General features: G+C 68.3%; 25 protein-coding genes. 20 read left to right on the plus strand and 5 right to left on the minus strand.

The genetic code is table 11. The features are described 5' to 3' along the window. Positions 1–37: 37 nt before the first annotated feature. Both AC1DXX_RS21145 and AC1DXX_RS21150 read left to right on the plus strand, forming a co-directional pair. Positions 38–1,051 carry a zinc-dependent alcohol dehydrogenase family protein gene (locus AC1DXX_RS21145; RefSeq protein WP_478136174.1) on the plus strand — a complete coding sequence of 338 codons (1,014 nt, stop codon included), beginning with the start codon at positions 38–40 and terminating at the stop codon, positions 1,049–1,051. A 147-nt stretch (positions 1,052–1,198) separates the two neighbouring features. Beyond that, a complete protein-coding gene (locus tag AC1DXX_RS21150) occupies positions 1,199–2,212 on the plus strand; it encodes an AraC family transcriptional regulator (protein ID WP_478136175.1) in 1,014 nt (337 codons plus the stop codon). 4 nt (positions 2,213–2,216) lie between these two features. On the opposite strand, the gene AC1DXX_RS21155 is transcribed toward AC1DXX_RS21150, so the two are convergent. Continuing rightward, complete coding sequence (locus tag AC1DXX_RS21155; protein WP_478136176.1) at positions 2,217–3,398, minus strand: ABC transporter substrate-binding protein; 1,182 nt, start codon at positions 3,396–3,398, stop codon at positions 2,217–2,219. A 186-nt stretch (positions 3,399–3,584) separates the two neighbouring features. Between AC1DXX_RS21155 and AC1DXX_RS21160 the strand changes: the two genes are divergently transcribed. Genes AC1DXX_RS21160 through AC1DXX_RS21185 form a run of 6 tightly spaced genes read left to right on the plus strand, consistent with a single transcriptional unit; the run spans position 3,585 to position 8,988 of the window. Next, positions 3,585–4,844 (plus strand): dienelactone hydrolase family protein, encoded by a 1,260-nt coding sequence (locus AC1DXX_RS21160; RefSeq protein ID WP_478136177.1) that lies wholly within the window; start codon positions 3,585–3,587, stop codon positions 4,842–4,844. After that, entirely contained in the window at positions 4,841–5,806 is a 966-nt protein-coding gene (locus AC1DXX_RS21165) for a PDR/VanB family oxidoreductase (RefSeq protein WP_478136178.1), read from the plus strand. The genes AC1DXX_RS21160 and AC1DXX_RS21165 overlap by 4 nt, the downstream gene beginning before the upstream one ends. A 23-nt stretch (positions 5,807–5,829) precedes the next feature. After that, positions 5,830–7,134 carry an aromatic ring-hydroxylating dioxygenase subunit alpha gene (locus AC1DXX_RS21170; protein ID WP_478136179.1) on the plus strand — a complete coding sequence of 435 codons (1,305 nt, stop codon included), beginning with the start codon at positions 5,830–5,832 and terminating at the stop codon, positions 7,132–7,134. After that, positions 7,131–7,619, plus strand: coding sequence for an aromatic-ring-hydroxylating dioxygenase subunit beta (locus tag AC1DXX_RS21175; protein WP_478136180.1), 489 nt, complete (start codon positions 7,131–7,133; stop codon positions 7,617–7,619). Before AC1DXX_RS21170 ends, AC1DXX_RS21175 begins: the two co-directional genes overlap by 4 nt. Next, positions 7,616–8,209 carry a cysteine hydrolase family protein gene (locus AC1DXX_RS21180; RefSeq protein ID WP_478136181.1) on the plus strand — a complete coding sequence of 198 codons (594 nt, stop codon included), beginning with the start codon at positions 7,616–7,618 and terminating at the stop codon, positions 8,207–8,209. Before AC1DXX_RS21175 ends, AC1DXX_RS21180 begins: the two co-directional genes overlap by 4 nt. Then, entirely contained in the window at positions 8,206–8,988 is a 783-nt protein-coding gene (locus AC1DXX_RS21185; RefSeq protein WP_478136182.1) for an SDR family oxidoreductase, read from the plus strand. The genes AC1DXX_RS21180 and AC1DXX_RS21185 overlap by 4 nt, the downstream gene beginning before the upstream one ends. A gap of 312 nt (positions 8,989–9,300) precedes the next feature. On the opposite strand, the gene AC1DXX_RS21190 is transcribed toward AC1DXX_RS21185, so the two are convergent. From AC1DXX_RS21190 to AC1DXX_RS21205, 4 genes are all read right to left on the minus strand, one after another. Further along, complete coding sequence (locus AC1DXX_RS21190; protein WP_478136183.1) at positions 9,301–10,371, minus strand: MBL fold metallo-hydrolase; 1,071 nt, start codon at positions 10,369–10,371, stop codon at positions 9,301–9,303. 65 nt (positions 10,372–10,436) lie between these two features. After that, entirely contained in the window at positions 10,437–10,961 is a 525-nt protein-coding gene (locus AC1DXX_RS21195; protein WP_478136184.1) for a gluconokinase, read from the minus strand. A gap of 24 nt (positions 10,962–10,985) precedes the next feature. Continuing rightward, a complete protein-coding gene (locus tag AC1DXX_RS21200) occupies positions 10,986–11,657 on the minus strand; it encodes an RraA family protein (protein ID WP_478136185.1) in 672 nt (223 codons plus the stop codon). 35 nt (positions 11,658–11,692) lie between these two features. Beyond that, positions 11,693–12,901, minus strand: coding sequence for an aspartate transaminase (locus AC1DXX_RS21205; protein ID WP_478136186.1), 1,209 nt, complete (start codon positions 12,899–12,901; stop codon positions 11,693–11,695). A gap of 162 nt (positions 12,902–13,063) precedes the next feature. Between AC1DXX_RS21205 and nac the strand changes: the two genes are divergently transcribed. The 12 genes from nac (at position 13,064) to AC1DXX_RS21265 (ending at position 23,279) form a co-directional block, all read left to right on the plus strand. Next, positions 13,064–14,002 carry a nitrogen assimilation transcriptional regulator NAC gene (nac, locus tag AC1DXX_RS21210; RefSeq protein ID WP_478136187.1) on the plus strand — a complete coding sequence of 313 codons (939 nt, stop codon included), beginning with the start codon at positions 13,064–13,066 and terminating at the stop codon, positions 14,000–14,002. 159 nt (positions 14,003–14,161) lie between these two features. Beyond that, positions 14,162–14,596 carry an acetyl-CoA carboxylase biotin carboxyl carrier protein gene (locus AC1DXX_RS21215; RefSeq protein WP_478136188.1) on the plus strand — a complete coding sequence of 145 codons (435 nt, stop codon included), beginning with the start codon at positions 14,162–14,164 and terminating at the stop codon, positions 14,594–14,596. Between the two features lie 13 nt (positions 14,597–14,609). Continuing rightward, positions 14,610–15,962, plus strand: a complete 1,353-nt coding sequence (accC, locus tag AC1DXX_RS21220; RefSeq protein WP_478136189.1) for an acetyl-CoA carboxylase biotin carboxylase subunit — start codon at positions 14,610–14,612, stop codon at positions 15,960–15,962. Then, the gene (pxpB, locus tag AC1DXX_RS21225; protein WP_478136190.1) at positions 15,959–16,627 is read left to right on the plus strand and encodes a 5-oxoprolinase subunit PxpB; all 669 of its coding nucleotides are present in this window, start codon (positions 15,959–15,961) and stop codon (positions 16,625–16,627) included. The genes accC and pxpB overlap by 4 nt, the downstream gene beginning before the upstream one ends. Further along, entirely contained in the window at positions 16,624–17,622 is a 999-nt protein-coding gene (locus tag AC1DXX_RS21230) for a 5-oxoprolinase subunit C family protein (RefSeq protein WP_478136191.1), read from the plus strand. Before pxpB ends, AC1DXX_RS21230 begins: the two co-directional genes overlap by 4 nt. A 338-nt stretch (positions 17,623–17,960) precedes the next feature. Continuing rightward, positions 17,961–18,356, plus strand: a complete 396-nt coding sequence (locus AC1DXX_RS21235) for an acetyl-CoA carboxylase biotin carboxyl carrier protein (protein WP_478136192.1) — start codon at positions 17,961–17,963, stop codon at positions 18,354–18,356. 21 nt (positions 18,357–18,377) lie between these two features. Then, positions 18,378–19,142, plus strand: a complete 765-nt coding sequence (locus tag AC1DXX_RS21240; RefSeq protein ID WP_478136193.1) for a LamB/YcsF family protein — start codon at positions 18,378–18,380, stop codon at positions 19,140–19,142. Between the two features lie 177 nt (positions 19,143–19,319). Then, a complete protein-coding gene (locus tag AC1DXX_RS21245) occupies positions 19,320–20,072 on the plus strand; it encodes an SDR family oxidoreductase (protein ID WP_478136194.1) in 753 nt (250 codons plus the stop codon). A 38-nt stretch (positions 20,073–20,110) separates the two neighbouring features. After that, on the plus strand, positions 20,111–20,812 hold the full coding sequence (locus tag AC1DXX_RS21250) for an amino acid ABC transporter permease (protein ID WP_478136195.1): 702 nt from the start codon (positions 20,111–20,113) through the stop codon (positions 20,810–20,812). Positions 20,813–20,818: 6 nt separating this feature from the next. After that, positions 20,819–21,577, plus strand: a complete 759-nt coding sequence (locus AC1DXX_RS21255) for an amino acid ABC transporter permease (RefSeq protein WP_478136196.1) — start codon at positions 20,819–20,821, stop codon at positions 21,575–21,577. An 81-nt stretch (positions 21,578–21,658) separates the two neighbouring features. After that, a complete protein-coding gene (locus AC1DXX_RS21260) occupies positions 21,659–22,393 on the plus strand; it encodes an amino acid ABC transporter ATP-binding protein (RefSeq protein WP_478136198.1) in 735 nt (244 codons plus the stop codon). A 43-nt stretch (positions 22,394–22,436) separates the two neighbouring features. Further along, the gene (locus AC1DXX_RS21265) at positions 22,437–23,279 is read left to right on the plus strand and encodes an ABC transporter substrate-binding protein (RefSeq protein ID WP_478136197.1); all 843 of its coding nucleotides are present in this window, start codon (positions 22,437–22,439) and stop codon (positions 23,277–23,279) included. The last annotated feature ends 105 nt before the right edge of the window (positions 23,280–23,384 follow it).

Consider the following 23,384-nt stretch of genomic DNA (forward strand, 5'->3'; position numbering starts at 1 on the left):
TCAATTTCGAGGCCACGCGTCATCAAAGGAGATCCCGATGGGAAAGATGGTTCGCTTTCACGAGTTCGGCGGTGCGGAGGTTCTGAAGGTCGAGCAGGTTGCGGTGCCGGCACCCGACGCCGGCGAGGTGCGCATCGCGGTGCAGGCGATCGGCCTGAACCGGGCCGATGCGCTGTGGCGCGAGAACCTGTACGTCGAAGATGCGACACTGCCGACGGGGCTGGGCAACGAGGCCGCCGGCATCATCGAGGCGGTCGGGGCAGGCGTCGAGGGCCTGCGCGTCGGCGACCGCGTCGCGGTCCTGCCCGGTGCCCATCAAGGACGCTATCCCACCTACGGCGACAGCATCCTCTTCCCGGCCACGCACGTGGTGCGCCACCCCGGGAATCTTTCGGCCGAGCAGGCCGCAGGCGCCTACATGGCCTACCTGACGGGCTACTTCCCGATGTTCGAAATGGCCCGCCTGCAGCGCGGCCAGACGATGCTCGTTACCGGCGCCTCGTCGGGCACCGGCATCGCGGCGCTGCAGATGGCGCGCGCGGCGGGCATCGTCGCCATTGCCGTCACCCGCACGGCCGCCAAGCGCCAGGCACTGATCGATGCTGGTGCGGCGCACGTGGTCGTGACGGAAGACGAAGACGTGATCGATCGGGTGTCGAAGCTCACCGGCGGCCGCGGTGTCGACCTGGTGTACGACGGCGTGGGCGGTCCGCAGTTCGAGCGGCTCGGCGACGTTGTCGCGCGCCGTGGCTGGTACGTGCTGTACGGCCTCTCCGGTGGCGCGGCACTCGGGTATCCGGCGATTGCGCAGTTCCGCAAGAGCTGGCGCTTTCACGTCTACAAGGTTCTCGAGCACACCGGCGCAGTCACCATGGGCCTGCCGCGCGACGAGGGCGCGCTGGCCCGCGCGCTGGGCTTCATCGACGCGGGCCTCGCCGACGGCACGCTGCAGGTGCGCATCGACCGCGCCTTCGCGCTCGACGACGTGGTGCAAGCCCATCGGTACCTCGAGCGGGCCGGCCACATCGGCAAGGTCGTCCTCACGGTCTGATCGGCTGCCTCCGGACGGTGGCCTTCAGGCAAGGTTCTTGCACGTCGGGGCAAGCCCCATGGCAGGAAGCGCGAGCCCGCAGTAGATTGCGGGCTCGCCACCATCGGCAAGCAGTGGTTTTCACTACGTTGACCCTCAGGAGTGTTCGTGGACGCATGGTCGAGCCAGTTGCTTTCTCCCTTGTACGGACGCGAGGTCTTCCGCTCGCACGAGGCGGACGAGACCCATGCGCTGGTTGCCAATGAACTGAAGGCGCACCGCAGCGTCTGGGGGCGCGGCAACGTCGATGCAATCTTCTGCCGTGCCGAGCTGAGCGCACTGTCCCTGTGCATCCTGCGCTATGGCTGCGACGTCGACATCGAGCCCGATGCGCTGGGCAACTTCGTGCTGGTCCAGATGCCGTTGCGCGGCCACGCCGAAATTCACACGGGCGGCGAAACGCTGCACATCCATCCCGGCCAGGGTGCCGTGGTGTCGGCGCACAAGCCTGTCCGGCTGCGCTGGCATGCCGACTGCGAACAGCTGATGCTGAAGATCGAACTCAGCCGCCTGCAGGACGTGGCGCGCCGCGCCTTTGCCGCGCGCCATGTGGAGGATGTGGACGAAATCGACTTCGAGCTGCCGCTGCGGCTCGACGACGCGGCCGGAGCGCAATGGTGCCGCATGGTGGCCAACCTGGCGTCCTTGCTGCCATCGAGCGGCAGCACACCGTACGACCCGCGGTGGCTCGCGCACTGCGAAGACAACCTCATGCTCTACCTGCTGTGCCACCGGCCCAACTCGGTGCGAAGACGGCACGATGCCCAGCGGCTCGGATCGGAGGCGACCAGCCTGCGGCAGCTGCAACGGGCCGAGGAGTTCATGCGCAGCCGGCTCGAAACGGCCCTGTCGCTGGAAGATGTGGCGCACGCCGCCGGAGTCAGCCGGCGCACGCTGGCCCTGCTGTTCAGGCGCTACCGCGAGCTTTCGCCGATGGAAGTGCTGCGCAACATGCGGCTCGACGCCGCGCACGCGCAGCTGGCGCGGCACGACGGCGCGAGCGTGACGCAGATCGCGTTCAACTGCGGCTTCTCGCACCTGAGCCGCTTTGCCGCCTCTTACCGGGAGCGCTTCGGCCAGCTCCCGCGCGAAACTTCGCGGGAGCCGACCTCAAGACACTGAGGCACTAGGACTTCATCGCACACTTGGCGGCCGAGCTGTCCTGGTAGTTCTGGAGCACCGTGCCGATCACCTTGTTGGTGATGCGGCCGCTGGCGTCCTTGCCGATTACGCGCAGGTAGTAGTTCTGGATCGGGAAGTTGTTGGCGCCGTAGCTGAAGTCGCCGCGCACCGACTTGTACTTCGCGGCCTTGATCGCCTTCAGCAGCGCGGGCTTGTCGGCCACCTTGCCGCCGACGTCGCGCACGGCCGCGTCCATGGCCATCAGCACGTCGTAGGCCTGGCCGGCATAGAACGACGGGTTGCGCCCGTTGTTCTGCTGGCGAAAGTCCGCCAGGAAGCGCTTGTTCGCGGGGTTGTCGAGGTCGTACGACCAGTGCGCGGTGTTGAAGAGCCCGAGCATTGGCTCGCCCACGGCGGGGATCATGTCCTCGTCGGCCGAGAAGGCGGTCGAGATCAGCGCCACGTCCTTCGACAGGCCCGCGCCGACGAACTGCTTGATGAAGCTCACGCCCATCGCACCCGGCAGGAAGAAGTAGAGCGCATCGGGCCTGGACGCGCGGATCTGCGCGAGTTCGGCCGAGTAGTCGAGCTGGCCCAGCTTGGTGTAGAGCTCGTCGCCCACGGTGCCCTTGAAGTTGCGCTTGAAGCCGTTGACCGCATCCTTGCCGCCGGGGTAGCTGGGCGCGATCAGCGCCACCTTCTTGAATCCCTTGTCGGAGGCGAACTTGCCCGCGGCCTCGTGGTACGCATCGTTCGGGTAGGACGCGCCGAAGAAGTAGGGGTTGCATTTCGGGCCCGAGTAGTCGCTCGGTCCGGTGTTGCTCGAGAGGTAGGGCACCTTGGCGGCGAAGAGCGGCGGGCCCACGGCGAGCGCGACGGACGAGCCGACGGGGCCGGTGAACAGGTCGATCTTGTCGCGCAGCAGCATGCGCTCCACCACCTGCCTGGCCAGGTCGGGGTTGCCGGCCGTGTCGGCCTCGACGAACTCGACCGGCACGCCGCCGAGCTTGCCATTGAGCTGCTTCATCGCGACGGCAAAGCCGGCCTTGGCCTCGGCGCCGCCGACGGCGAACGGACCGGAGAGGTCCATCGCGATGCCGACCTTGACGGCCTGTGCCTGCGATGCCGATGCGCCGGTGACGGCGGCGAGGGCCAGTAAGGCGGTTCTGATGCGTGCCTGCGGCATGAAGGATCTCCTCTCGAGGTGATTCGGGTGACGTGGGGGATAGGGAGCGCGGGTCGGAGTCTGCGTGCCGCCGGGGCGGCGGGCTATCCGTTTCCTGCAGCGAAGCGGCCTGCACGAAATGGACAGACAGCGGGGAGGGCGCTGCCCAGAATTCCGCCAAGCCCCATCACTTCGGAGACACCCACGATGAGTCAGTCCATCGACATCCCGGCCGCCGACGGCCGGACCTTTCGCGGCTACCTGGCGTTGCCGGCCTCGGGGCGAGGCCCCGGCATCGTGCTGTGCCAGGAGATCTTCGGCATCAACGACTACGTGCGCGAGGTGGCCGACCTCTATGCGGAAGAGGGCTACGTGGTGCTCGCACCCGACCTGTTCTGGCGCATGGAGCCGAACGTCGATCTCGGCTATTCGCCGGAAGACTGGCAACGCGCCTTCGGCTTCTTCCAGAAATTCGACATCGAGGCCGGCATCTCGGACGTCACCGCCAGCGTGCAGGCGCTGCGCGCGCATCCGGCCTGTACCGGCAAGGTGGGCGCACTGGGCTTCTGCCTGGGCGGAAAACTGGCCTACCTGGCGGCCGCGCATTCGGGCGTGGATGCGGCCGTGGGCTACTACGGTGTCGGCATCGAGGCCGCCCTCGACCTCGTGCCGAAGATCGAATGCCCGATCGCGCTGCACTTCGCCGAGCTCGACAAGTTCTGCCCGCCCGAGGCCCGCGCCCAGGTGCTGGACGCCTTTGCGGGCAAGCTGGGGGCGCAGATGCATGTTTACCCCGGCGTGGACCACGCGTTCGCGCGCACCGGCGGCGACCATTTCGACAAGCCCTCCACGCTGATGGCGCACCAGCGCTCCATGGCGCTGTTCAAGGAAGCCATCGGGCCGGTCTACGACCTGTCGGCGCTCTGGGACAAGCATTGCGAATACGAGTTCGCGACACGCGACGTGGTCGCCACCATGGGCACGATGGTGAGCGAGCCCTACGTGAACCACATCCCGACCATGACCGGCGGGGTGGGGGCGAAGGAGCTGTCGCGCTTCTACAAGCACCATTTCATTCCGACCACGCCGCCCGACACGCGGCTCACGCCGATTTCGCGCACGGTCGGCGCGACGCAGATCGTCGACGAGATGCTGTTCTGCTTCACCCACACGGTGGAGATCGACTGGATGCTGCCGGGCATCACGCCGACCGGAAAGGCGGTGGAGATTCCGCTGGTGGCCATCGTGAAGTTCCGCGGCGACAAGCTCTACCACGAGCACATCTACTGGGACCAGGCCAGCGTGCTGGTGCAGATCGGCCTGCTCGACCCCGAGGGCCTGCCCGTGGCGGGCGTGGAAACCGCGCGCAAGCTGGTGGACGAAACGCTGCCGTCGAACACGCTGATGCCGCGCTGGTCGAAGTCGAACGGGCTGACGATCGCCGACCCCGCGCTGCCCCTGGGATGAAACACGCCGACGCCATGCTGGAACTCGTGGTGGAGACGGTGACGCAACTCACGCCGGCCATCAGGTCCTTCGTGCTGCGGCATGCGCAGGGCGGTGCATTGCCGCCTTTTGCGCCGGGTGCGCATCTGGGCGTGCAGGTGGTCCAGCCCAATGGGCGCGTCGGGCAGCGTGCCTATTCGCTGGCGGCGCCGCATGTCGATGGGGATCGCTACGAGATCGCCGTGCTGTGCGAGCCGCAGGGTTCGGGCGGCTCCGCCTGGATGCACGGACTGACGCGGGGCGCCCTTCTTGCCGCACACCCGCCGCGCAACGACTTCGCGCTGCACAGGGGCTGCACCCCGCCGTTGCTGGTGGCGGGTGGCATCGGCATCACGCCGCTGCTTTGCATGGCGAGGTCGCTGGCGGCGGAAGGGCAGCTCTTCGATTTCCACTACGCCACCCGCAGCGAAGAGGCCACGGCCTACCTGCATGAGGTGCGTTCGCTCGGAGGCACCGTGGTGCACGACGGCGGGGACCCGTCGCGCGGCCTGGACCTTCGCGCGCTGCTGGCGCATCCGCAAGCCGGGCGCCATCTGCATGTCTGCGGCCCGCGAGGCATGGTGCAGGCGACGGTGGAAACCGCCCGAACGCTCGGGTGGCCCGACGACCATGTGCACTTCGAACTCTTTGCCGGCGCGCTCGAGCAGGCGGGCGACGCGACTTTCGAAGTGCGCACCCTGCGCTCGGGCAAGACGCTGACCGTGCCGCCCGGCCGGAGCCTGCTCGACGTGCTCATCGCCGCGGGGCTCGACCCCCTGTACGACTGCCGCCAGGGCGACTGCGGCGTGTGCGCGGTGGGCGTGGTCGAGGGCGTGCCCGATCACCGCGACCACAACCTCAGCGCCCGCGAGAAGGCCGAAGGCCGAACCCTCTGCACCTGCGTGTCCCGTGCCAGGACGGCGCACCTGGTGCTCGACATCTGATGAAGTTTCAGGAGACCCACCCCATGACCATCGACCTGCAGGCGCTCGTGCAGCCTGACCGCGTGCACAAGCGCGTCTACACCGACCCCGCCATCTTCGAGCTCGAGATGGACCGCGTCTTCGGCCAGGCCTGGCTCTACGTCGGCCACGAGAGCCAGGTGCCGAACGTCGGCGACTACTTCACCACGCGGCTCGGCCGCGAGTCGGTGGTGATGGTGCGCCACACCGACGGCGAGGTGAACGTGCTGTACAACCGCTGCCCGCACAAGGGCGCCAAGATCGTTCCCGACGGCAGCGGCAGTGCCGGAAAATTCCTGCGCTGCCTCTACCACGGCTGGACCTTCAAGTGCGACGGCAGCCTGTTGTCGGTGCCGCTGCGCAGCGGCTACGAAGACACGGCGCTCGACCTCAAGAGCCCGCAGTATTCCGTGCGCAAGGTGGCGCGCGTGGCCAGCCACCGCGGCTTCGTGTTCGCGAGCCTGTCCGAAGAGGGCCCCGAGCTGGGCGAGTTCCTCGGCGGCGTGGCCACCTCGCTCGACAACTTCTGCGACCGCGCACCGGATGGCGAGGTCGAAGTGGCGGGCGGCGTGCAGCGCGTGATCCAGCGCAACAACTGGAAGATCTTCTTCGAGAACCTGCACGACACCATCCATGCGGTGGCCACGCACGAATCGTCGTGGCGCGCGGCCAAGGAAGAATTCGAATCGATGCCGGCCGGCACGCCCAAGCCCTTCGAGGTGGTGATCGTCGACGGCAATGGCGAGCCGCTGGAGTTCTGGGCCAACCTCGAACTCAAGGGCTACGACAACGGCCATGGCTTCATGGAAGGCATCTTCGTGCCGCCCACCGACCCGGTGAGCCTCGCCTACGTGGCGTCGCTCGAAGCCAGCCAGGGGGCCCAGCGCGCCGACGAGATCCTGCGCGTGAACCGGCACAACACCATCGTCTACCCGAGCTGCTCGCCGCACACCTCGTTCCAGCAGATCCGCGTGATCCGGCCGCTCTCGGTCGACCGCACGCTGGTGGAGATCTTCAGCTTCCGCCTGAAGGGTGCGCCCGAGGCGACCTTCCAGCGCACGCTCAAATACACCAACATCGTCAATTCGCCCTCGTCGAACGTGATGCCCGACGACCTCGAAGCCTACAACCGCGTGCAGGAGGGGCTGGCCTCCGACGGCGGCGACTGGGTCAGCATGCACCGGGCGGCGGGCCGCGACCAGCCCCTGCCGGGCGGGCGGGCTTCCAACGGCAACAGCGAAATGCCGGCGCGCAACATGTTCCGCACCTGGGCCGCGTACATGGGCGTGCAGGCCGGGGGTGCCGAATGAACTTCAACGACTGGCAGGAGCAGCAGGAGATCACGCAGTTCCTGCACCACGAGGCGCGCCTCCTGGACGAGCACCGCTGGGACGAGTGGCAGCGGCTCTTCACGCCCGACGGGCTGTACTGGGTGCCGCTCGCRCACGGACAGACCGACCACCTCAACCACGCGTCGCTGTTCTGCGAAGACGCCTTGCTGCGCTCGATGCGGGCGCGGCGGCTCGACCAGGCCCGCGCCTATTCGCAGCAGCCGCCCACGCGCACGGTGCATGTGCTGGGCAACATCGCGCTCGAATCGCGCAGCGAGGGCGGCTGCGTCGTGCGCTCGACCTTCCTGCTTCTCGAATGGCGCAAGACCGAGCAGCGCGCCTTCGGCGGCAGCGTGCTGCACACCCTGGAGCGCGGCGACGGCAACGCGTTGCGCATCCGGACGAAGCGCGTCGACCTCATCAACTGCGATGCGCCGCACGAAGCCTTGCAGGTGTTCATGTGAAGGCCGCGCTGCTGGCCATGCACTACCAGAACGACGTGCTGCACGTCGATGGCAAGGTGCGGGTGGGCGTGGCGGCCGATGACCCCGCGCGGCCCCGGCTGATCGCTTCGGCCGCGCGCCTGATTGCCGGTGCACGGGCGAACGGTGTGCCCGTGATCTTCGTGCGCATCGCCTTTGCGCCGGGGTACGGCGATTGCCTGCGCAACTGCACGCTGTTCCGGCGCGTGGCCGAGACCGGGGCCGTGCTCGACGGCACGTGGGGCGCGGCGTTCTACGACGCGCTGGCGCCGCTGCCGGGCGAGACCGTTGTCACGCACAAGCGGAACAACCCGTTCTGGGCCAGTGGCCTCGAGGAGGCCGTGCGCCGCACCGGCGCATCGCGGCTCTATGTGGCGGGCATTGCGACCAATCACGTGGTCGAGCATGGCGCGCGCCATGCCAGCGACCTGGGCTACGAGGTGGTGGTCGTCGCCGATGCCTGCAGCACCGCGCAGGCGCACCTGCATGCGGCCAGCCTGGAAACGCTGGCGATGCTCGCGGACGTGATGCAGGTCGACGAAGCGGTCACGCAGATGGAGGCCACGCCATGAACTTCCACGGAAAAGTCGCCATCGTGACCGGCGCAGCGGCGATGCTCGGCAGCGCCATAGTTCGTGCTTTCGTGCAGGCGGGTGCACAGGTGCTCGCGGTCGACATCGATACCGCGCGCGGCGAGGCACTGCAGGCCGAACTGGGCCCGCTCTGCCGCTTCGTGCGCTGCGACATCGCGTCCGACACGGCACTCGACGCRCTGGTGGCCGATGCGCTCGCCAGCGAGGGCCGCATCGACTTCCTGGTCAACAACGCTGTGGTCTACGGCGACAAGGGGCTGGAGGCTTCGCGCGGCGAATGGCTTCACGCGCTGGACATCAACCTGGTCTCCGGCGCCATGCTGGTGCAGAAGACCGCCGATGCGCTGGCGGCGCAGGGCGGGGCGGTCGTGAACATGGGCAGCGTCGGCGGCAAGTTCGGCACTGCGGACCGGGCGCTCTATCCCGCGGCCAAGGCCGCCATCCTGCAGCTCACGCGCAATCAGGCGGCGAGCCTCGCGCCCCGGCGCGTGCGCGTGAACTCGGTGTCGCCCGGATGGACCTGGTCGGATGCGCTGTCCCGCATGTCCGGCGGCGACCGCGCGCACGCGGACCGTGTCGCGGCGCCGATGCACCCGCTGGGCCGCGCGGGGGAGGGCGACGACGTGGCGCCAGTGGTGCTGTTCCTCTGTTCGGACGCAGCGCGCTTCGTGACCGGCGCGGACATTCCGGTCGACGGCGGGTTCTCGATGCTCGGGCCGGACCAGGGGCGGTCGGCGCGGGACTGGTTCGGCGCCTAGGGGGCGGGCCCGTTCGGGGCGCGTGCACAGGACACCGGGTACTCCCCTCCGCGAATGTCCCCCGCTTCGCTCCTCCTTTATTTCGCTGCGGGGAGTACCCGGTGCCCTGTGCACGATGGACGCAGCGCTTGTGCGAGCCGATCAATCAGTGCTCTGAGCGATCACGCCGATGGTGTGCTCTGCGCAGCGAAATAAAGGAGGAGGCATGCGGCCATAGGCCGCGCCGGGGGACATTCGCGGAGCAGAGTACACCGTCGGCGTGATCGCGCCCTGAACAACGCCCCCCAACGCCAAATAGATCGCAAACAGGCCCTAGCCGACAGACCGATACCAGGCCGTGCCGTCCTCGGCGATCTCGCAAGCGATCTCGCCGCGGTGCAGCAGGTAGTTGAGGCAGGCGAGGCTCTCGCCCGTTGCCATGCCCAGCAGCGCAACGTCGGATTCGGCGATGCTGCGGGCAAACAGGCTGCCGAACACGTCGACCGCGCGCTTCGGCGCCTTCAGTGCATTCCGCAGCCGGTCGAGCGAGCGGTCCTGCCCCTGCTGCAGCCTGTCGATGCGCGCGTGCAGGCCGCGAAAGCACTCGTTGTGCGAAGGCAGCACCAGCACGTCGTCGGAAATTTCCCGCTTGAGCTTGGCCAGCGACGCGAGCCAGTCGGCCATCGGATCGGCATCGGGCTCGGCTGGCGAAACCGAAACGTTGGACGAGATGCGCGGCAGGATCTGGTCGCCCGAGATCAGCAGCTGAAGGTCGGGGCAGTAGAGGCAGGCATGCTCGGGTGAATGGCCGTTGCCGGTGACCACGCGCCAGGCATGGGCACCGATCTGCAGCACCTCGCCGTCGCGCAGCCGCCTGAAGCTGTCGGGCAGCGGATGGATGTGCTTGCCGAAGTTGCCGAACCGCGTGCGGTAGGTCTCGATGGCCGCATCGCTCCACCCGGCGCGCCGGTAGAACGCGATCGCATCGTCCGGCGCCTCGCGCCCGGTGTCGGACACCATCACGCGGCACATCAGGTACTCGGAGCGGGTCATCCACAGCCRCACGCCGAACTTGCGCGTGAGCCAGCCCGCCATGCCCACGTGGTCGGGGTGCATGTGCGTCACGAAGACGCGGGTCAGCCCGCGCGTGTCCGGCGAATTGGCGAACAGCTCGCGCCAGACCGCCACGGTTTCCTCGGTGCGCACGCCCGTGTCCACGACCGCCCAGCCGGCGCCGTCGTCGAGCGCCCACAGGTTGATGTGGTCGAGCGAGTAGGGCAGCGGCATGCGGATCCAGTGAACGCCGGCCGCGACCTCGATCGACTTGCCGCGTTGCGGAATCTCCGCGAAAGGGTATGTGAGCTTGCCCTTGGCTGCTTCTGCCGTTTCTTCCAGACCATCCATCGCGTTCACCTCCAGTGGGTGAATTGTGAGCCCATCGGGAGGGACGCCATCTGGCGGGGCAAGCGCTACTGCGCGGTGCGGCAATGGCTTCGTTGTTGCGTGCGATCGAGCCAGCGCAGTACGGCCTCGCATTGCGCCGCGACAGTCCATGCCGCATCGACCCGCAGCACGCCGGGCTCACCGAGCGGCGGCTCCAGCGTCGCGAACTGGTTGTCCACCAGGCTGGCGGGAAACCAGTGGGCCGATCGCGCCGCCACGCGGGTGCGCGCTTCGTCCGGGGCGATCTCGATGTAGACGATGCGCAGTGCGGGCTCCGCCGTGCGCAGGCGGTCGCGGTAGCGGCGCTTGAGGGCGGAGCAGGTGAAGACCACGTGGCCCGCCGACGCCGCCGCCAGGACGCCGAGCCGGTCGAGCCAGGGATCGCGGTCCTCGTCGTCCAGCGCGATGCCGCTTCGCATCTTCTCCTGGCTCCGCGGCAGGTGGTAATCGTCGCCTTCGATCATCAGGGCGCCCAGGGCCCGGGCGAGCGCGGCGGCGGTGGATGACTTTCCGCAACCGGACACGCCCATGACCAGGAGCTTGTGGGGCATCGTTCAGGTGCCAGGTATGGGTTTTCAGTTGGCGCAGCGGGCCTCGAGCGCGTCGAGGAAGGAGCGGTCCCACCGGCCTTCCTTCATGGCCTGGATCGTGCGGGCCTCCGTGGCCAGGTGCGCATGGGCCTTCTCGATCAGCAGCTCGGCTTCGTCGCGCGCGAAGGCCATCAGGCCGTCCTGGTCGCCGACCACGATGTCGCCGGGGTTCACCACCATGCCGCCCACCGACACGGGCACGTTGATCTCGCCGGGGCCGTCCTTGTACGGGCCGCGGTGGTTGACGCCGCGCGCGTACACCGGAAAGTCGCGCGCGCGGATCTCGGCCACGTCGCGGATGGCGCCGTCGAGCACCACGCCCACGGTGCCGATCGTTGCCGCATAGAACGACAGGATGCCGCCGATCACCGCGTTCGTCACGTCGCCGCCCGCATCGATCACGAGCACGTCGCCGGGGCGGCAGAACTCGAAGGCCCGCATCATCGTGAAGTTGTCGCCGCCGCGCGTCTTCACGGTGACGGCGGTGCCTGCCATCGTCTTGTGCCCGGGGCGGTGGTAGGGCTGCAGGCCGACGCTGCCGATGTTGCGGTGCATGTTGTCGCTCAGCGCGGCAACCGGGATGTCGTGCAGCGCGGCGATGATCTCCGGCGCCACTTGCGGGGCCGACGGGTTCTTGCGGATGGCTTTGTAGGGCATGGGTGTTGTCCTCGGTAATTCAGGTCAGGGGCGCTTCAGCGCAGGGCGGCCACGGCCCGCGCGATGCGCGCGCAGCCTTCTTCCAGCGTCTCGATGGCGGTGGCGATGGAGAGACGAAAGTAGGGCGAGAGCCCGTAGGCGGTGCCCGCGACCACGGCCACGCCTTCGCTCTCGAGCAGGTACATCACCACGTCGCCGTCTTCGTTCAGCCGCTTGCCCTGCGGCGTGGTCTTGCCGATCAGGCCGCCGCAGTGGATGTAGAGGTAGAAGGCGCCGGGTGGCGCGGCGCAGTGCAGGCCGGGGATGTCGTTGATGAGCGCCAGGGTGCGGTCGCGGCGCTGCTTGTAGATCGCCACGCTCTCGGCCACGAAGTCCTGATTGCCGTTGAGCGCCGCTGCGGCGGCCGCCTGGCTCACCGAGCAGCAGTTGCCGGTGGACTGCGACAGCAGCGTGTCCAGCGCCTTGACCAGGTCGGCCGGACCGGCCGCATAGCCGATGCGCCAGCCCGTCATCGCATAGGTCTTCGAGACGCCGTTGACCACCAGCGTGCGCTCGCGCAGCGCGGGCGCGACCGCGAGCAGGTGCGGCGTCGCCTGGCCGTCGAAGCGGATGTGCTCGTAGATGTCGTCGGTCATCACCATCACATGCGGATGGCGCTGCAGCACCTCGGCCAGCGCGCGGTATTCGTCGGCGGTGTAGCTGGCGCCGGTCGGGTTGCTGGGCGAGTTGATCAGCAGCCAGCGCGTGTGCGGCGTGATCGCGGCCTCCAGCTGCGCGGGCGTCAGCTTGAAGCCGTTGGCTTCGGGGCAGGCCACGGTGACCGGCGTACCGTCGCAGGCCAGCACCATGTCGGGGTACGACACCCAGTAGGGCGCGGGAATGATCACCTCGTCGCCCGGCTCCAGCGTGACGGCGAAGGCGTTGTAGATCGCGCTCTTGGCGCCGCTGGTGGCGATGATCTCGTTCATCGCGTAGTGCAGGCCGTTCTCGCGCTCGAGCTTGGCGACGATGGCCTGGCGCAGCTCCACCGTGCCGGCCATCAGGGTGTAGCGCGTCGCGCCTTTCTCGATGGCGACGGCGGCGGCCTGCCGGATGTGGGGCGGCGTGTCGAAGTCGGGCTCGCCCACCACGAGGTTCACGATCGACTTGCCCTGGCGGCGCAGTTCGTTGGCGCGGTCGGCGGCGGAGGTGCTGGGCGAGGGCTTGATGCGCCGCACGCGGGCGGCAATGCGGGAGAGCGTCACTTGTCTTCCTGGGTTGGCGATGGCATGGACCGAACGGTACGCACATCGATCCCGCGAGGCCAAGACGAGATTGCACTGGTTGTATAGGCGCAGCTTATGGTGAGCCCCGATGGCCGCTGCGCGGGGGCGGTGCTAGGCTCGGCTTTTGCTTGGGGACAAGGCGTGAACCTGCGACGCCTCAAATATTTCGTGAAGATCGTGGACATCGGCAGCCTGACGCAGGCGGCCGAGGTCCTTTTCATTGCCCAGCCCGCGCTGAGCCAGCAACTGGCCACGCTGGAGGGCGAGGTGCGCCAGCAGCTGCTCGTGCGCACCAAGCGCGGCGTCACGCCCACCGAGGCCGGCAAGGTGCTGTACCGGCATGCGCAGATCATCCTGCGCCAGTGCGAGCAGGCGCGCGTGGACATGGAAGCGGCTGGCGAGGGGCTGTCGGGCCAGGTGTCGGTGGGGCTTGCGCCCGGCACCGCGGCTTCTGCGCTCTCGCTGCCGCTGCTGCGCACCGTGCGTGCACGCCACCCCGGCATCCTGCTCTACCTGAACGAGAACTACGGCACCACGCTGAGCGAACTCATCATGAACGGCCGCATGGACCTGGCCGTGCTCTACGGCGACAAGGCGATCCACGGCCTGAGCTTCCTGCCGCTGCTCAAGGAGCCGCTGTTCCTGGTCGGGCCGGCCGCGATGCCGGCGCCCGCACAGCCGGTGAAGCTGGCCGACCTGCGCGACATCGAGCTCTTCCTGCCGCGCCCCTACAACGTGGTGCGCAAGCTGGTCGACGCGGCCTTCGTGCGCGCGGGCATGGTGCCGCGCGTGGTGGCCGAGATCGAATCGGCCTTCACCCTGACCGCGGCCATCGCCGACGGGCTGGGCGCCACCATCCTGCCGGCGTCGATGGCGCGCGAAGTGGTAGCGTCCTGCGGGGCCTGGCAGTTCCAGATCGTCGATCCGGTCATCGAGGCCCCGTTGGCGCTGTGCCAGTCCGACCACCTGCCGCTCTCGGAGCCGGCGCAGGCGGTCAAGAGCATCCTGCTCGAGCTCGTGGTCGACCTCGCCGGCACCTTCGCGGCCACGCCCGAACCCGAGCTGGCCGCGCTGTCGTAACGTGCTGTCGTACGTGGCGTCATAAGCCGCCCTTATCCCGGCACAGTCATTCCGTCTTGGGCTTTGTGCCCGCGGCCCGTTACCTTTCATGCCTGCCGTCACGCGTTCGCGGAATGCGTCGGCCACCAAGGATGTTCTGTCGCCACAGGCAGGCCCGGCATGAAGCAGGAACAGATCAAGACGCTCATCGACGCACTCGCGGCCTCGGACCTCGCGGAGCTGGAGTACAGCGAAGACGGCAGCACGCTGCGGCTGGTGAAGCAATCGGCGCTGACAGCTGCGCCCGCTGCGCGACGTCCGGCTGCCGGGCGCAAGGCGCCCGCAGCGGCATCCGCAGAGCCGGCGCTACCGGCGGCCGCCGCAGCCGAATGCCTCGCACCGCTCTACGGCGTGGTGCACCTGCAGCCCGCGCCCGGCGAGCCGCCCTTCGTGCGGCCGGGGCAGGCCGTCGAGGCCGGCCAGATGCTCTGCGTGATCGAGGCCATGAAGATGTTCAACGAAGTCCGCGCCGACGCTGCCGCCACCGTGCAGGCCGTGCTGGTGCGTTCGGGCCAGGAAGTGGAAGCAGGCGAACCCCTGTTCCGCTTCGGTTGAGGAAAGTCGCGCCATGTTCGATACCGTCCTCATTGCGAACCGCGGCGAGATCGCCTTGCGCATCCTGCGCGCCTGCCGCGGCCTGGGTCTCAGGACCGTGGTCGCGCATTCCGAGGCCGACAGCGAAGCCAGCTATGTCGCACAGGCCGACCAGGCGCTGTGCATCGGGCCGTCGGCGCCGGGGCAGAGCTACCTGAACCCCTCCGCCATCCTGTTCGCCGCCGAAGTCAGCGGCGCGCAGGCCATCCACCCGGGCTACGGCTTCCTGTCGGAGAACGCGGGCTTTGCCGCGCGCGTGGAGCAGGCCGGCCTGGTCTTCATCGGTCCCAGCGCCGCCTGCATCCGCACCATGGGCGACAAGGTCTCGGCCAAGCGCGCGATGCGCAAGGCCGGCGTGCCCTGCGTGCCGGGGCCCGACGAAGGTCTGCCGGAAGACCCGGCCGCCATCCAGGCCATCGCACGCGAAATCGGCTACCCGGTGATCGTCAAGGCGGCGGGCGGCGGCGGCGGGCGCGGCATGCGCGTGGTGCACGACGAAGCGGCGCTGCTGGATGCGATGGCGCTGACGCGCGAGGAAGCGCGCCAGGCCTTCGGCAACCCCGAGGTCTACATCGAGAAGTTCCTGCTGCATCCGCGCCACGTCGAGATCCAGGTGCTGGCCGACAGCCACGGCAACGCCGTGTGGCTGGGCAGCCGCGACTGCTCGCTGCAGCGCCGCCACCAGAAGGTGATCGAGGAGGCGCCGGCGCCCGGCATCGACGATGCCCTGATGGCCGAGGTGGGCGAGCGCTGCGCGGCCGCCTGCCGGCAGATCGGCTACTGCGGCGTGGGCACCTTCGAGTTCCTCTACGAGAAGGGCGCCTTCTATTTCATCGAGATGAACACCCGCCTGCAGGTCGAGCACCCGGTGACCGAGATGACCGCCGGCATCGACATCGTGCAGCAGCAGTTGCGCATGGCGCGCGGCGAGCGCCTTTCGCTGGCGCAGCGCGATGTGCGATGCCAGGGCCATGCGATCGAGTGCCGCATCAATGCCGAGAACCCCGAAACCTTTGCACCCGCGCCCGGGCGCATCACCGGCTGGCAGGTGCCGGGCGGCTTCGGCGTGCGCGTCGATTCGCACGCCAACGCCGGCTACCGCGTGCCGCCTTACTACGACTCGATGATCGCCAAGCTGATCGTGCACGGCGCCACGCGCACCGATGCGCTCGACCGCATGCGCCTCGCGCTCGCCGAGATGCGCATCGACGGCATCGCGACCAACGTGCCGCTGCACCGCGAACTGCTGCGCGACGAAGGCTTTGCCGTCGGCGGCGTGGACATCCACCACCTCGAACGCTGGCTGCAGCAAAGGAGCGCGGCGTGATCGCACAACAGCCATCGATCAGCCTGCTGGGCACGACCGCACTGATCTTCGAAGCGCCCGGCGAGATGAACCTCACCTCGCAGCAGCGCATCTGGGCGCTGGCGCACGAGACCCAGGCCTGGCCGGAGATCCGTGAAGCCGTGCCGGGCATGAACAACCTGATGCTGACCTTCCTGCGCCCGCCGCGCGGCCTCGGTGCGCTCGAAGCCCTGGAGGCGCGCCTGCGCGACGCATGGGATGCGGCCGTCGCGCTGCCACGGGAAGGCCGGGTGGTCGAGCTGCCCGTGGTCTACGGCGGCGCGGGCGGCCCGCACATGGCCGACGTGGTGGCACACACCGGCYTGAGCGTCGAGCAGATCGTCGAGCTGCACAGCGCGCCGCTCTACCCGGTGTATGCGCTCGGCAGCCATCCAGGCTACTGCTACCTGGGCGGCATGGACGCGCGCATCGCCACGCCGCGCCGCAAGGTGCCGGTGCTGAGCATCCCGGGCGGCGCGGTGTCGATCGGCGGCGCGCAGACCGGCGTGTCGGCCTCGGCCGGGCCCAGCGGCTGGAACACCATCGGCAGCACCTCGATGTCTTTCTTCGATCCCGCGCAGGACCCGCCCGCGGCGCTGCAGCCGGGCGACATGATCCGTTTTCGCGTGGAGGGCATCGTCCGATGATCGAAGTGCTTTCTTCGGCCGCGCTCGCCACCGTGCAGGACCTGGGGCGAACCGGCAGCCTGCGCTGGGGCGTCGGCACCTCGGGCGCCATGGACAACCTGGCGCTCGCGGCCGGCAACCTGCTGCTGGGCAATGCGCTCGATGCGGCCGCCATCGAGGTGCCGGTGTTTCCCTTCAAGGTGCGTTTCGACGAGGACTGCGCGTTCGCGCTGACCGGCGCCGATTGCGCGGCCCGGCTGGACGACCAGCCGCTGCTGCCCTGGTGGGTTCACCAGGCGCGGGCCGGGCAGGTGCTGACGCTGGGCCTGCCGCAAGGCGGCGCGCAGCAGCGCGGCAGCCGCGCCATGCTGTGCCTGGCAGGCGGGGTCGACGTGCCTGAGGTACTGGGCTCGCGCAGCACGCAGCTGCGTGGCGCATTCGGTGGCCATGAAGGGCGTGCGCTGCGCCGGGGCGACGTGCTGCGTGCCGCCGGTGCGGGCACTGCGTGCAAGACCGGCTTCGGCCTCGTGCCGCCCGCGCTCGCATTGCCGCTGCAGCGGGGCGGCGTGGCGGCCGTGCGCGTCTTGCCCGCAGCCGAGTACCTGGCGTTCGAGGCGGCGTCGCGTGACGTCTTCTGGGCCGGCGAATGGAAGATCACCTCCCAGAGCGACCGCTACGGCTACCGCCTCGAAGGCGAGGCGCTGCGCCCCATCGCGCCGATGGAGCTGCGCTCGCACGGCATCGTGCCCGGCGTGATCCAGGTGCCGCACAGCGGGCAGCCGATCATCCAGATGCGCGATGCCCAGCCCTCGGGCGGCTACCCCAAGTTCGGCACCGTGATCGAAGCCGACATGTGGCGCCTGGGCCAGGCGCCGATCGGCAGCCGCATCCGCTTCATCGAAACCACCTGGGACGAAGCGCTGGCCGCGCTCGACGAAGTGCGCGCCTGGCTCGACAAGGTGGCGCGCATGGTGGAACTGCATCGCGGTGCGCCTGTGCCTGCTGGGAGGCACTGAGATGACACCTTGCTTTTCTGTTCGTCGCGTTGTTGTGTTTGACGTTCGTTGTTCAGGGCGCGCTCACGCCGACGGGGTACCTTGCTCCGCGAATGTCCCCCGGCGCGGCCTARGGCCGCAKGCCTCCTCCTTTATTTCGCTGCGCAAGGCACCCCATCGGCGTGATCGCTCAGAGCACTGGTTGATCGGCCAGCACAACGGCCGCGCCCCCGTGCACAGGGCACCGGGTGCTCCCCGCAGCGAAATAAAGGAGGAGCGAAGCGGGGGACATTCGCGGAGGGGAGCACCCGGTGTCCTGTGCACACGCCCCGAACAAATGCGCCCCGGGAAAAACTGACATGCAGGACACAGCACTGCGCACCTCACAGCTGGCCGCCTGGCTGGCCGGCACCGACATCGGCCTGCTCGAACTGCGCACGCCGCAAGGCACCCTGCGCCTCGGTCGGCAGGGCGATGACATCGTGGAGTTGCCGGCGGAAGAAGCCGAACCAGAGCCCTTGTCGATCCACGCCCCCTCGGTCGGCGTGTTCCTGCACAGCCATCCGCTGGCCGCCACACCGCTTGCGCGCATCGGCCAGCGCGTGGAAGCCGGCCAGACCGTCGGCCTGCTGAAGATCGGCCCGCTGCTGCTGCCCGTGACCGCGCCGCAGGCCGGCATCGTCGACGGCGTCCACGCAGCCGATGGCCTGGCGGTCGGCTACGGCACGCCGCTGGTCGACCTGAACCCCCTCTGACGAACGAGAGAAGGACTCCCCATGGACATCGACCTCAACGCAGACCTCGGCGAAGGCTTCGGCCCCTGGCGTATGGGCGAGGACGAGGCACTGCTCGACATCGTCTCTTCCGCCAACGTGGCCTGCGGCTTCCATGCGGGCGATCCGGTCATCATGGACCGCACCGTGCGCATGGCGCGTGCGCGCGGCGTCGACGTGGGGGCGCATGTGGGATTTCCCGACCTGCTCGGGTTCGGCCGCCGGCCGATGCAGATCGAGCCGAAGGAACTCGTCGCCTACGTTCTCTACCAGTTGAGCGCACTGGACGGCATGGCGCGCACCGCCGGCCACCGCATGACGCACATGAGCTTTCACGGCGCGCTCGGCAACATGGCCGCAGCCAATGCCGAGTTCGCCGAGCCGCTGGTGCGCGCGGTGGCGGATTTCGATCCGATGCTCATCGTCAGCTCTTCCGCCAGCCGCGCCATCGAGGATGCGGCCGCGCGCTGCGGCCTGCGCGTGCGCACCACCTTCCTGGCCGACCGGGCCTGCGACGACGACGGCCTGCTGGTGCCGCGCAAGCTGCCCGATTCGGTGATCCACGACCGCGACGCGGTGCTGGCGCGCGTGCGGCAGCTGCTCGACGAGGGCACGGTCACCAGCTACAGCGGCAAGAGGATCCCGATGCGCGTGCATTCGATCCTGCTGCACGGCGACACGCCCGGCGCGGTGGAGCTGGCCCGCGCCGTGCGCGGCGTGGTCGAGCAGGCGGGCCGCGTGGTACCCATTTCGAGGCAGTCGGACTAGCGGCTCCGGAGCCCGGACCTGGTGCTTACCCTAGGTCATGCGCACGAACACGGGGCAACATAAGGGCGGCTTATCGCTCCACAGTCAAACCGTCTTGGCGCCGCGAAGGGGCGCTCGATACAGTGAATTCAAAGCAAGGCAAAGCAGTGATCTCCAGTTCCAACGAAAGAAACAAAGATGCCGTTCTCTGACTACAAGACCGCGCTGGTGACGGGGGCCTCCTCGGGCATCGGCGCCGCCGTCGTCGAACGCCTCTGCAAAGAGGGCCTGAAGGTCCACGCGCTGGCGCGCAGCGCCGACAAGCTGGCCGACCTGGCTGCGCGCACCGGCTGCATCCCGCATGCCATCGACGTGAGCGACCTCGCCGGCATCACCCGCCTCACGCAGGAAGTGGAGTTCGACGTGCTGGTCAACAACGCCGGCGTGGACCGCCCCGGCTCCATCCTCAAGGCCGACGCCGAGGGCATCGACCTGCTGGTCGACGTGAACCTGCGCGCCGTGCTGCACCTGTGCCGGCTCGTGGTGCCCGGCATGGCCGCGCGCGACCGGGGCCACGTGGTCAACATCAGCTCCATTGCCGCGGCCTACAACTTCGGCGGCAACAGCACCTACCACGCGACCAAGGCGGCCGTGAGCATGCTGTCGCGCCAGCTGCGCATCGACGTCTTCGGCAAGCGCGTGCGCGTGACGGAGATCTGCCCGGGGCGCGTGGCCACCGACATCTTCGCGCACGTGCACGGCGACTCCGAAGAGACCTACAAGCGCTTCGTCGATGGCTACGAGCTGCCGCAGGCCGAGGACATCGCGAACGCCATCGCCTTCGCGATTGCGGCCCCCATTGCGGTCAACGTGGGCCACATGGAAATCACGCCGACGCTGCAGGTGCCCGGCGGGCTCTCGACCGCGCGGCCGGACGCGCCGCAGGCCTGAGTGGCACCGCGCCCGCAAGCCATGCAAAGGAACAGCGCATGAAGAACTTCGACCTGCTGGCGATCCTGCTGAAGCCGGAGTTCGGTGCAATGCTCTGGCACGGCCTGCAGGAGACGCTGAAGATCGCGGCCGGTTCCTGGCTGCTGGCGATGGCCATGGCGATCGTGCTGCTGATGGTGCGGCTCACGCCGAACCGGTTGGCCGGGCGCGTGGTGGCCGGCTATGTCTCCTACCACCGCAACGTGCCGACGCTGGTGCAGCTCATGCTCTGGTATTTCGGCATCTTCAGCCTGCTGCCCGATGCGCTGCAGGGCTGGCTGTCGGTGCACAACGCCGAGACGATTCTCTCGATCGTCGCGCTCGGCCTCTGCCAGGCCGCCTACTTCAGCGAAGACATGCGCTCGGGCCTGCGCTCGATCCCCGCAGGCCAGGCCGAGGCCGCGCGGGCGCTCGGCCATGGCTACATCGGTTCGATGCGCCACGTGATGCTGCCGCAGGCCATCCGCAACGCGGTGCCGGCCCTGGTGAACCACAGCGTGTCGCTGTTCAAGAACAGCAGCCTGGCCATGGCCATCGGCGTGGCCGAGCTGACCCATGCGGTGAAGGAAATCGAGAGCCAGAGTTTTCGCACCTTCGAGGCCTACAGCATGGCGACGGTGCTGTACCTCGTGTGCTCGCTGCTCATCATGGCGGTGGGCGGCTGGCTGTCGCGGCGCTACCGCATCGTCGGAGCGAGGTAGGAAGCCATGTTCAGCGTCTATGAAATCCTTCGCGACAACTGGCTGCTGCTGCTCATCGGCCAGTATCCCAGCGGGCCGCTCGGCGGCATCGTCGCCACGCTGATCCTGTCGGTGCTGGGCATCGTGCTGGCGTTTCCGCTGTCGGTGCTGCTGGCGCTTGCGCGGCTGTCGCCCTGGCGCCTGCTGCGCTGGCCGGCCACGGTGCTGGTCTACGTGGTGCGCGGCGTGCCGCTCCTGATGGTGATCCTGTGGGTCTACTTCCTGGTGCCGATCCTGATCGGGCGCGATGTGTCGGGTTTCACCACCATGCTGTGCACGCTGGTGATCTACGAGGGCGCCTACCTGTCGGAGGTGGTGCGCGCCGGCATCCAGGCCCTGCCCAAGGGCCAGACCGAGGCGGCGCGTGCGCTCGGCCACAGCCACCTCGGCACGATGTGGTTCGTGATCCTGCCGCAGGCGCTCTACAACATGCTGCCGAGCATGCTGAGCCAGTTCATCTCCACCATCAAGGAGACCACGCTGGGCTACGTGATCAACGTGCAGGAACTGACCTTCGCGGCGAACCAGATCAACAACCAGTTGCTGACCAAGCCGTTCCAGGTGTTCTTCATCCTGGCGATGACGTACTACGTCGTCTGCTTCAGCCTGACCCAGCTGGCGCAGTGGCTGGAGCGGCGCGTGGCCCACAAGCGGCTCGGCGCCGCCTCGGTGAAGACATCCGAAGACGGTGTTTCGCTGCCGCCACCGGTGGTGGCGAATCCGTGAGGCCGCGCACGACGGCCATCGACAAGCGCACAAGGAGACAGAGCCATGAATCCCGTTCCACACCCCGCAGGGGATGACACCATGATCCTGTTCTCCAACATCAACAAGTGGTATGGCGACTACCAGGCGCTCGCCGACGTCAACGCCGAGGTGAAGAAGGGCGAGGTGGTGGTGGTCTGCGGGCCTTCGGGCTCCGGCAAGTCCACGCTGATCCGCACCGTCAACCGGCTCGAGGAGGTGAAGTCGGGGCAGCTGCTGTTCGACGGCCACGACATCCACGCGCCCATGAGCAGCGGGGCGCTCAACAAGCTGCGCAGCCGCATCGGCTTCGTGTTCCAGAGCTTCAACCTGTTCCCGCATCTCTCGGTGCTGGAGAACATCATGCTGTCGCCGATGCGGGTGCTGGGCGTGAAGCGGTCCGAGGCGAAGGCGAGGGYGGCGCAACTGCTCGACCGTGTGGGCCTGTCGAACAAGGCCGGTGCGTACCCCGCCCAGCTCTCGGGCGGGCAGCAACAGCGCGTGGCCATTGCCCGCGCACTCGCCATGGAGCCGCCTGCGATGCTGTTCGACGAGCCCACCAGTGCGCTCGACCCCGAGATGGTGGGCGAGGTGCTGTCGGTGATGCGCAGCCTCGCCAACGACGGCATGACCATGATGTGCGTCACGCACGAGATGAACTTCGCCCGCGAGGTGGCCGACCGCGTCTGGTTCATGGACGCGGGCCGCATCCTCGAGAAGGCCGACCCCGAGACTTTCTTCAAGAGCCCGCAGCATCCGCGCGCGCAGCGCTTCCTGTCGGATCTGCGCGCGCACTGATCTTCGTTTTTTCATCCCCCTCGAATTTCTTCAGGAGTCCAGCATGTCGAACAGAACCGCTTTCCGTCTTGCCGCCATCGGCGCCTGCCTTGGCGCCGTGCCTTTCCTGGCCCACGCCGACCAGTGGAGCGACATCAGCCAGCGCAAGGAACTGCGCTGCGGCACCTTCGCCGACGTGCCGCCGTTCGCGGCCCCCGATCCGAAGACGCGCGAGATGGTGGGCCACGACGTCGACCTGTGCAACGCGCTCGCGAAGGAGCTCGGCCTGACAGCCAAGGTCACGCCGCTGTCGGTGGAGGCGCGCGTGCCCGAGGTCAAGCTCGGCCGTGTCGACGTGACCGTCGCCAACCTGGCCTACACCAAGAGCCGCGGCGAGCAGATCCAGTTCAGCGACCCGTACTACGTGGCCAAGGAAATGCTGGCGGTGAAGGCTTCCGACCCGGGCACCAGCAAGGCCGACTTCAAGGGCAAGCGCCTGAGCTCGACCAAGGGCTCGACCTCGGAACTGTCGATCAAGATGAACGGCTCGGAGCCGGTGACCTTCCAGGACACGGGATCGGCCTTCATGGCGGTGCAGCAGAGCAAGTCGGTCGGCATGGTCGCGAACACGATGACCATCACCAAGCTGGTCAACCAGTCGAAGGCCGAAGGCGTGGCGCTGAAGATGATCAAGGAGCCGATGGTGCTGCAGCCCATCGGCGTCGGCATGAAGAAGGACGAGCCCGCGCTGCTGGCCAAGGTGAACGGTGCGCTCTACGCGCTGGAGAAGTCGGGCGAGCTCGACAGGATCTGGGCGAAGTGGCTCGGGCCGAACACCGAGTACAAGATGACGCGTGAAGAAAAGGTCACGCCGCTGGCCGATCTCAAGTTCGAGCTTCTGCCCTGATCATTCGGGGTGCGTGCACAGGACACCGGGTGCTCCCCTCCGCGAATGTCCCCCGCTTCGCTCCTCCTTTATTTCGCTGCGGGGAGCACCCGGTGCCCTGTGCAC

Source organism: Variovorax sp. P4_B10 (genome assembly GCF_056402375.1).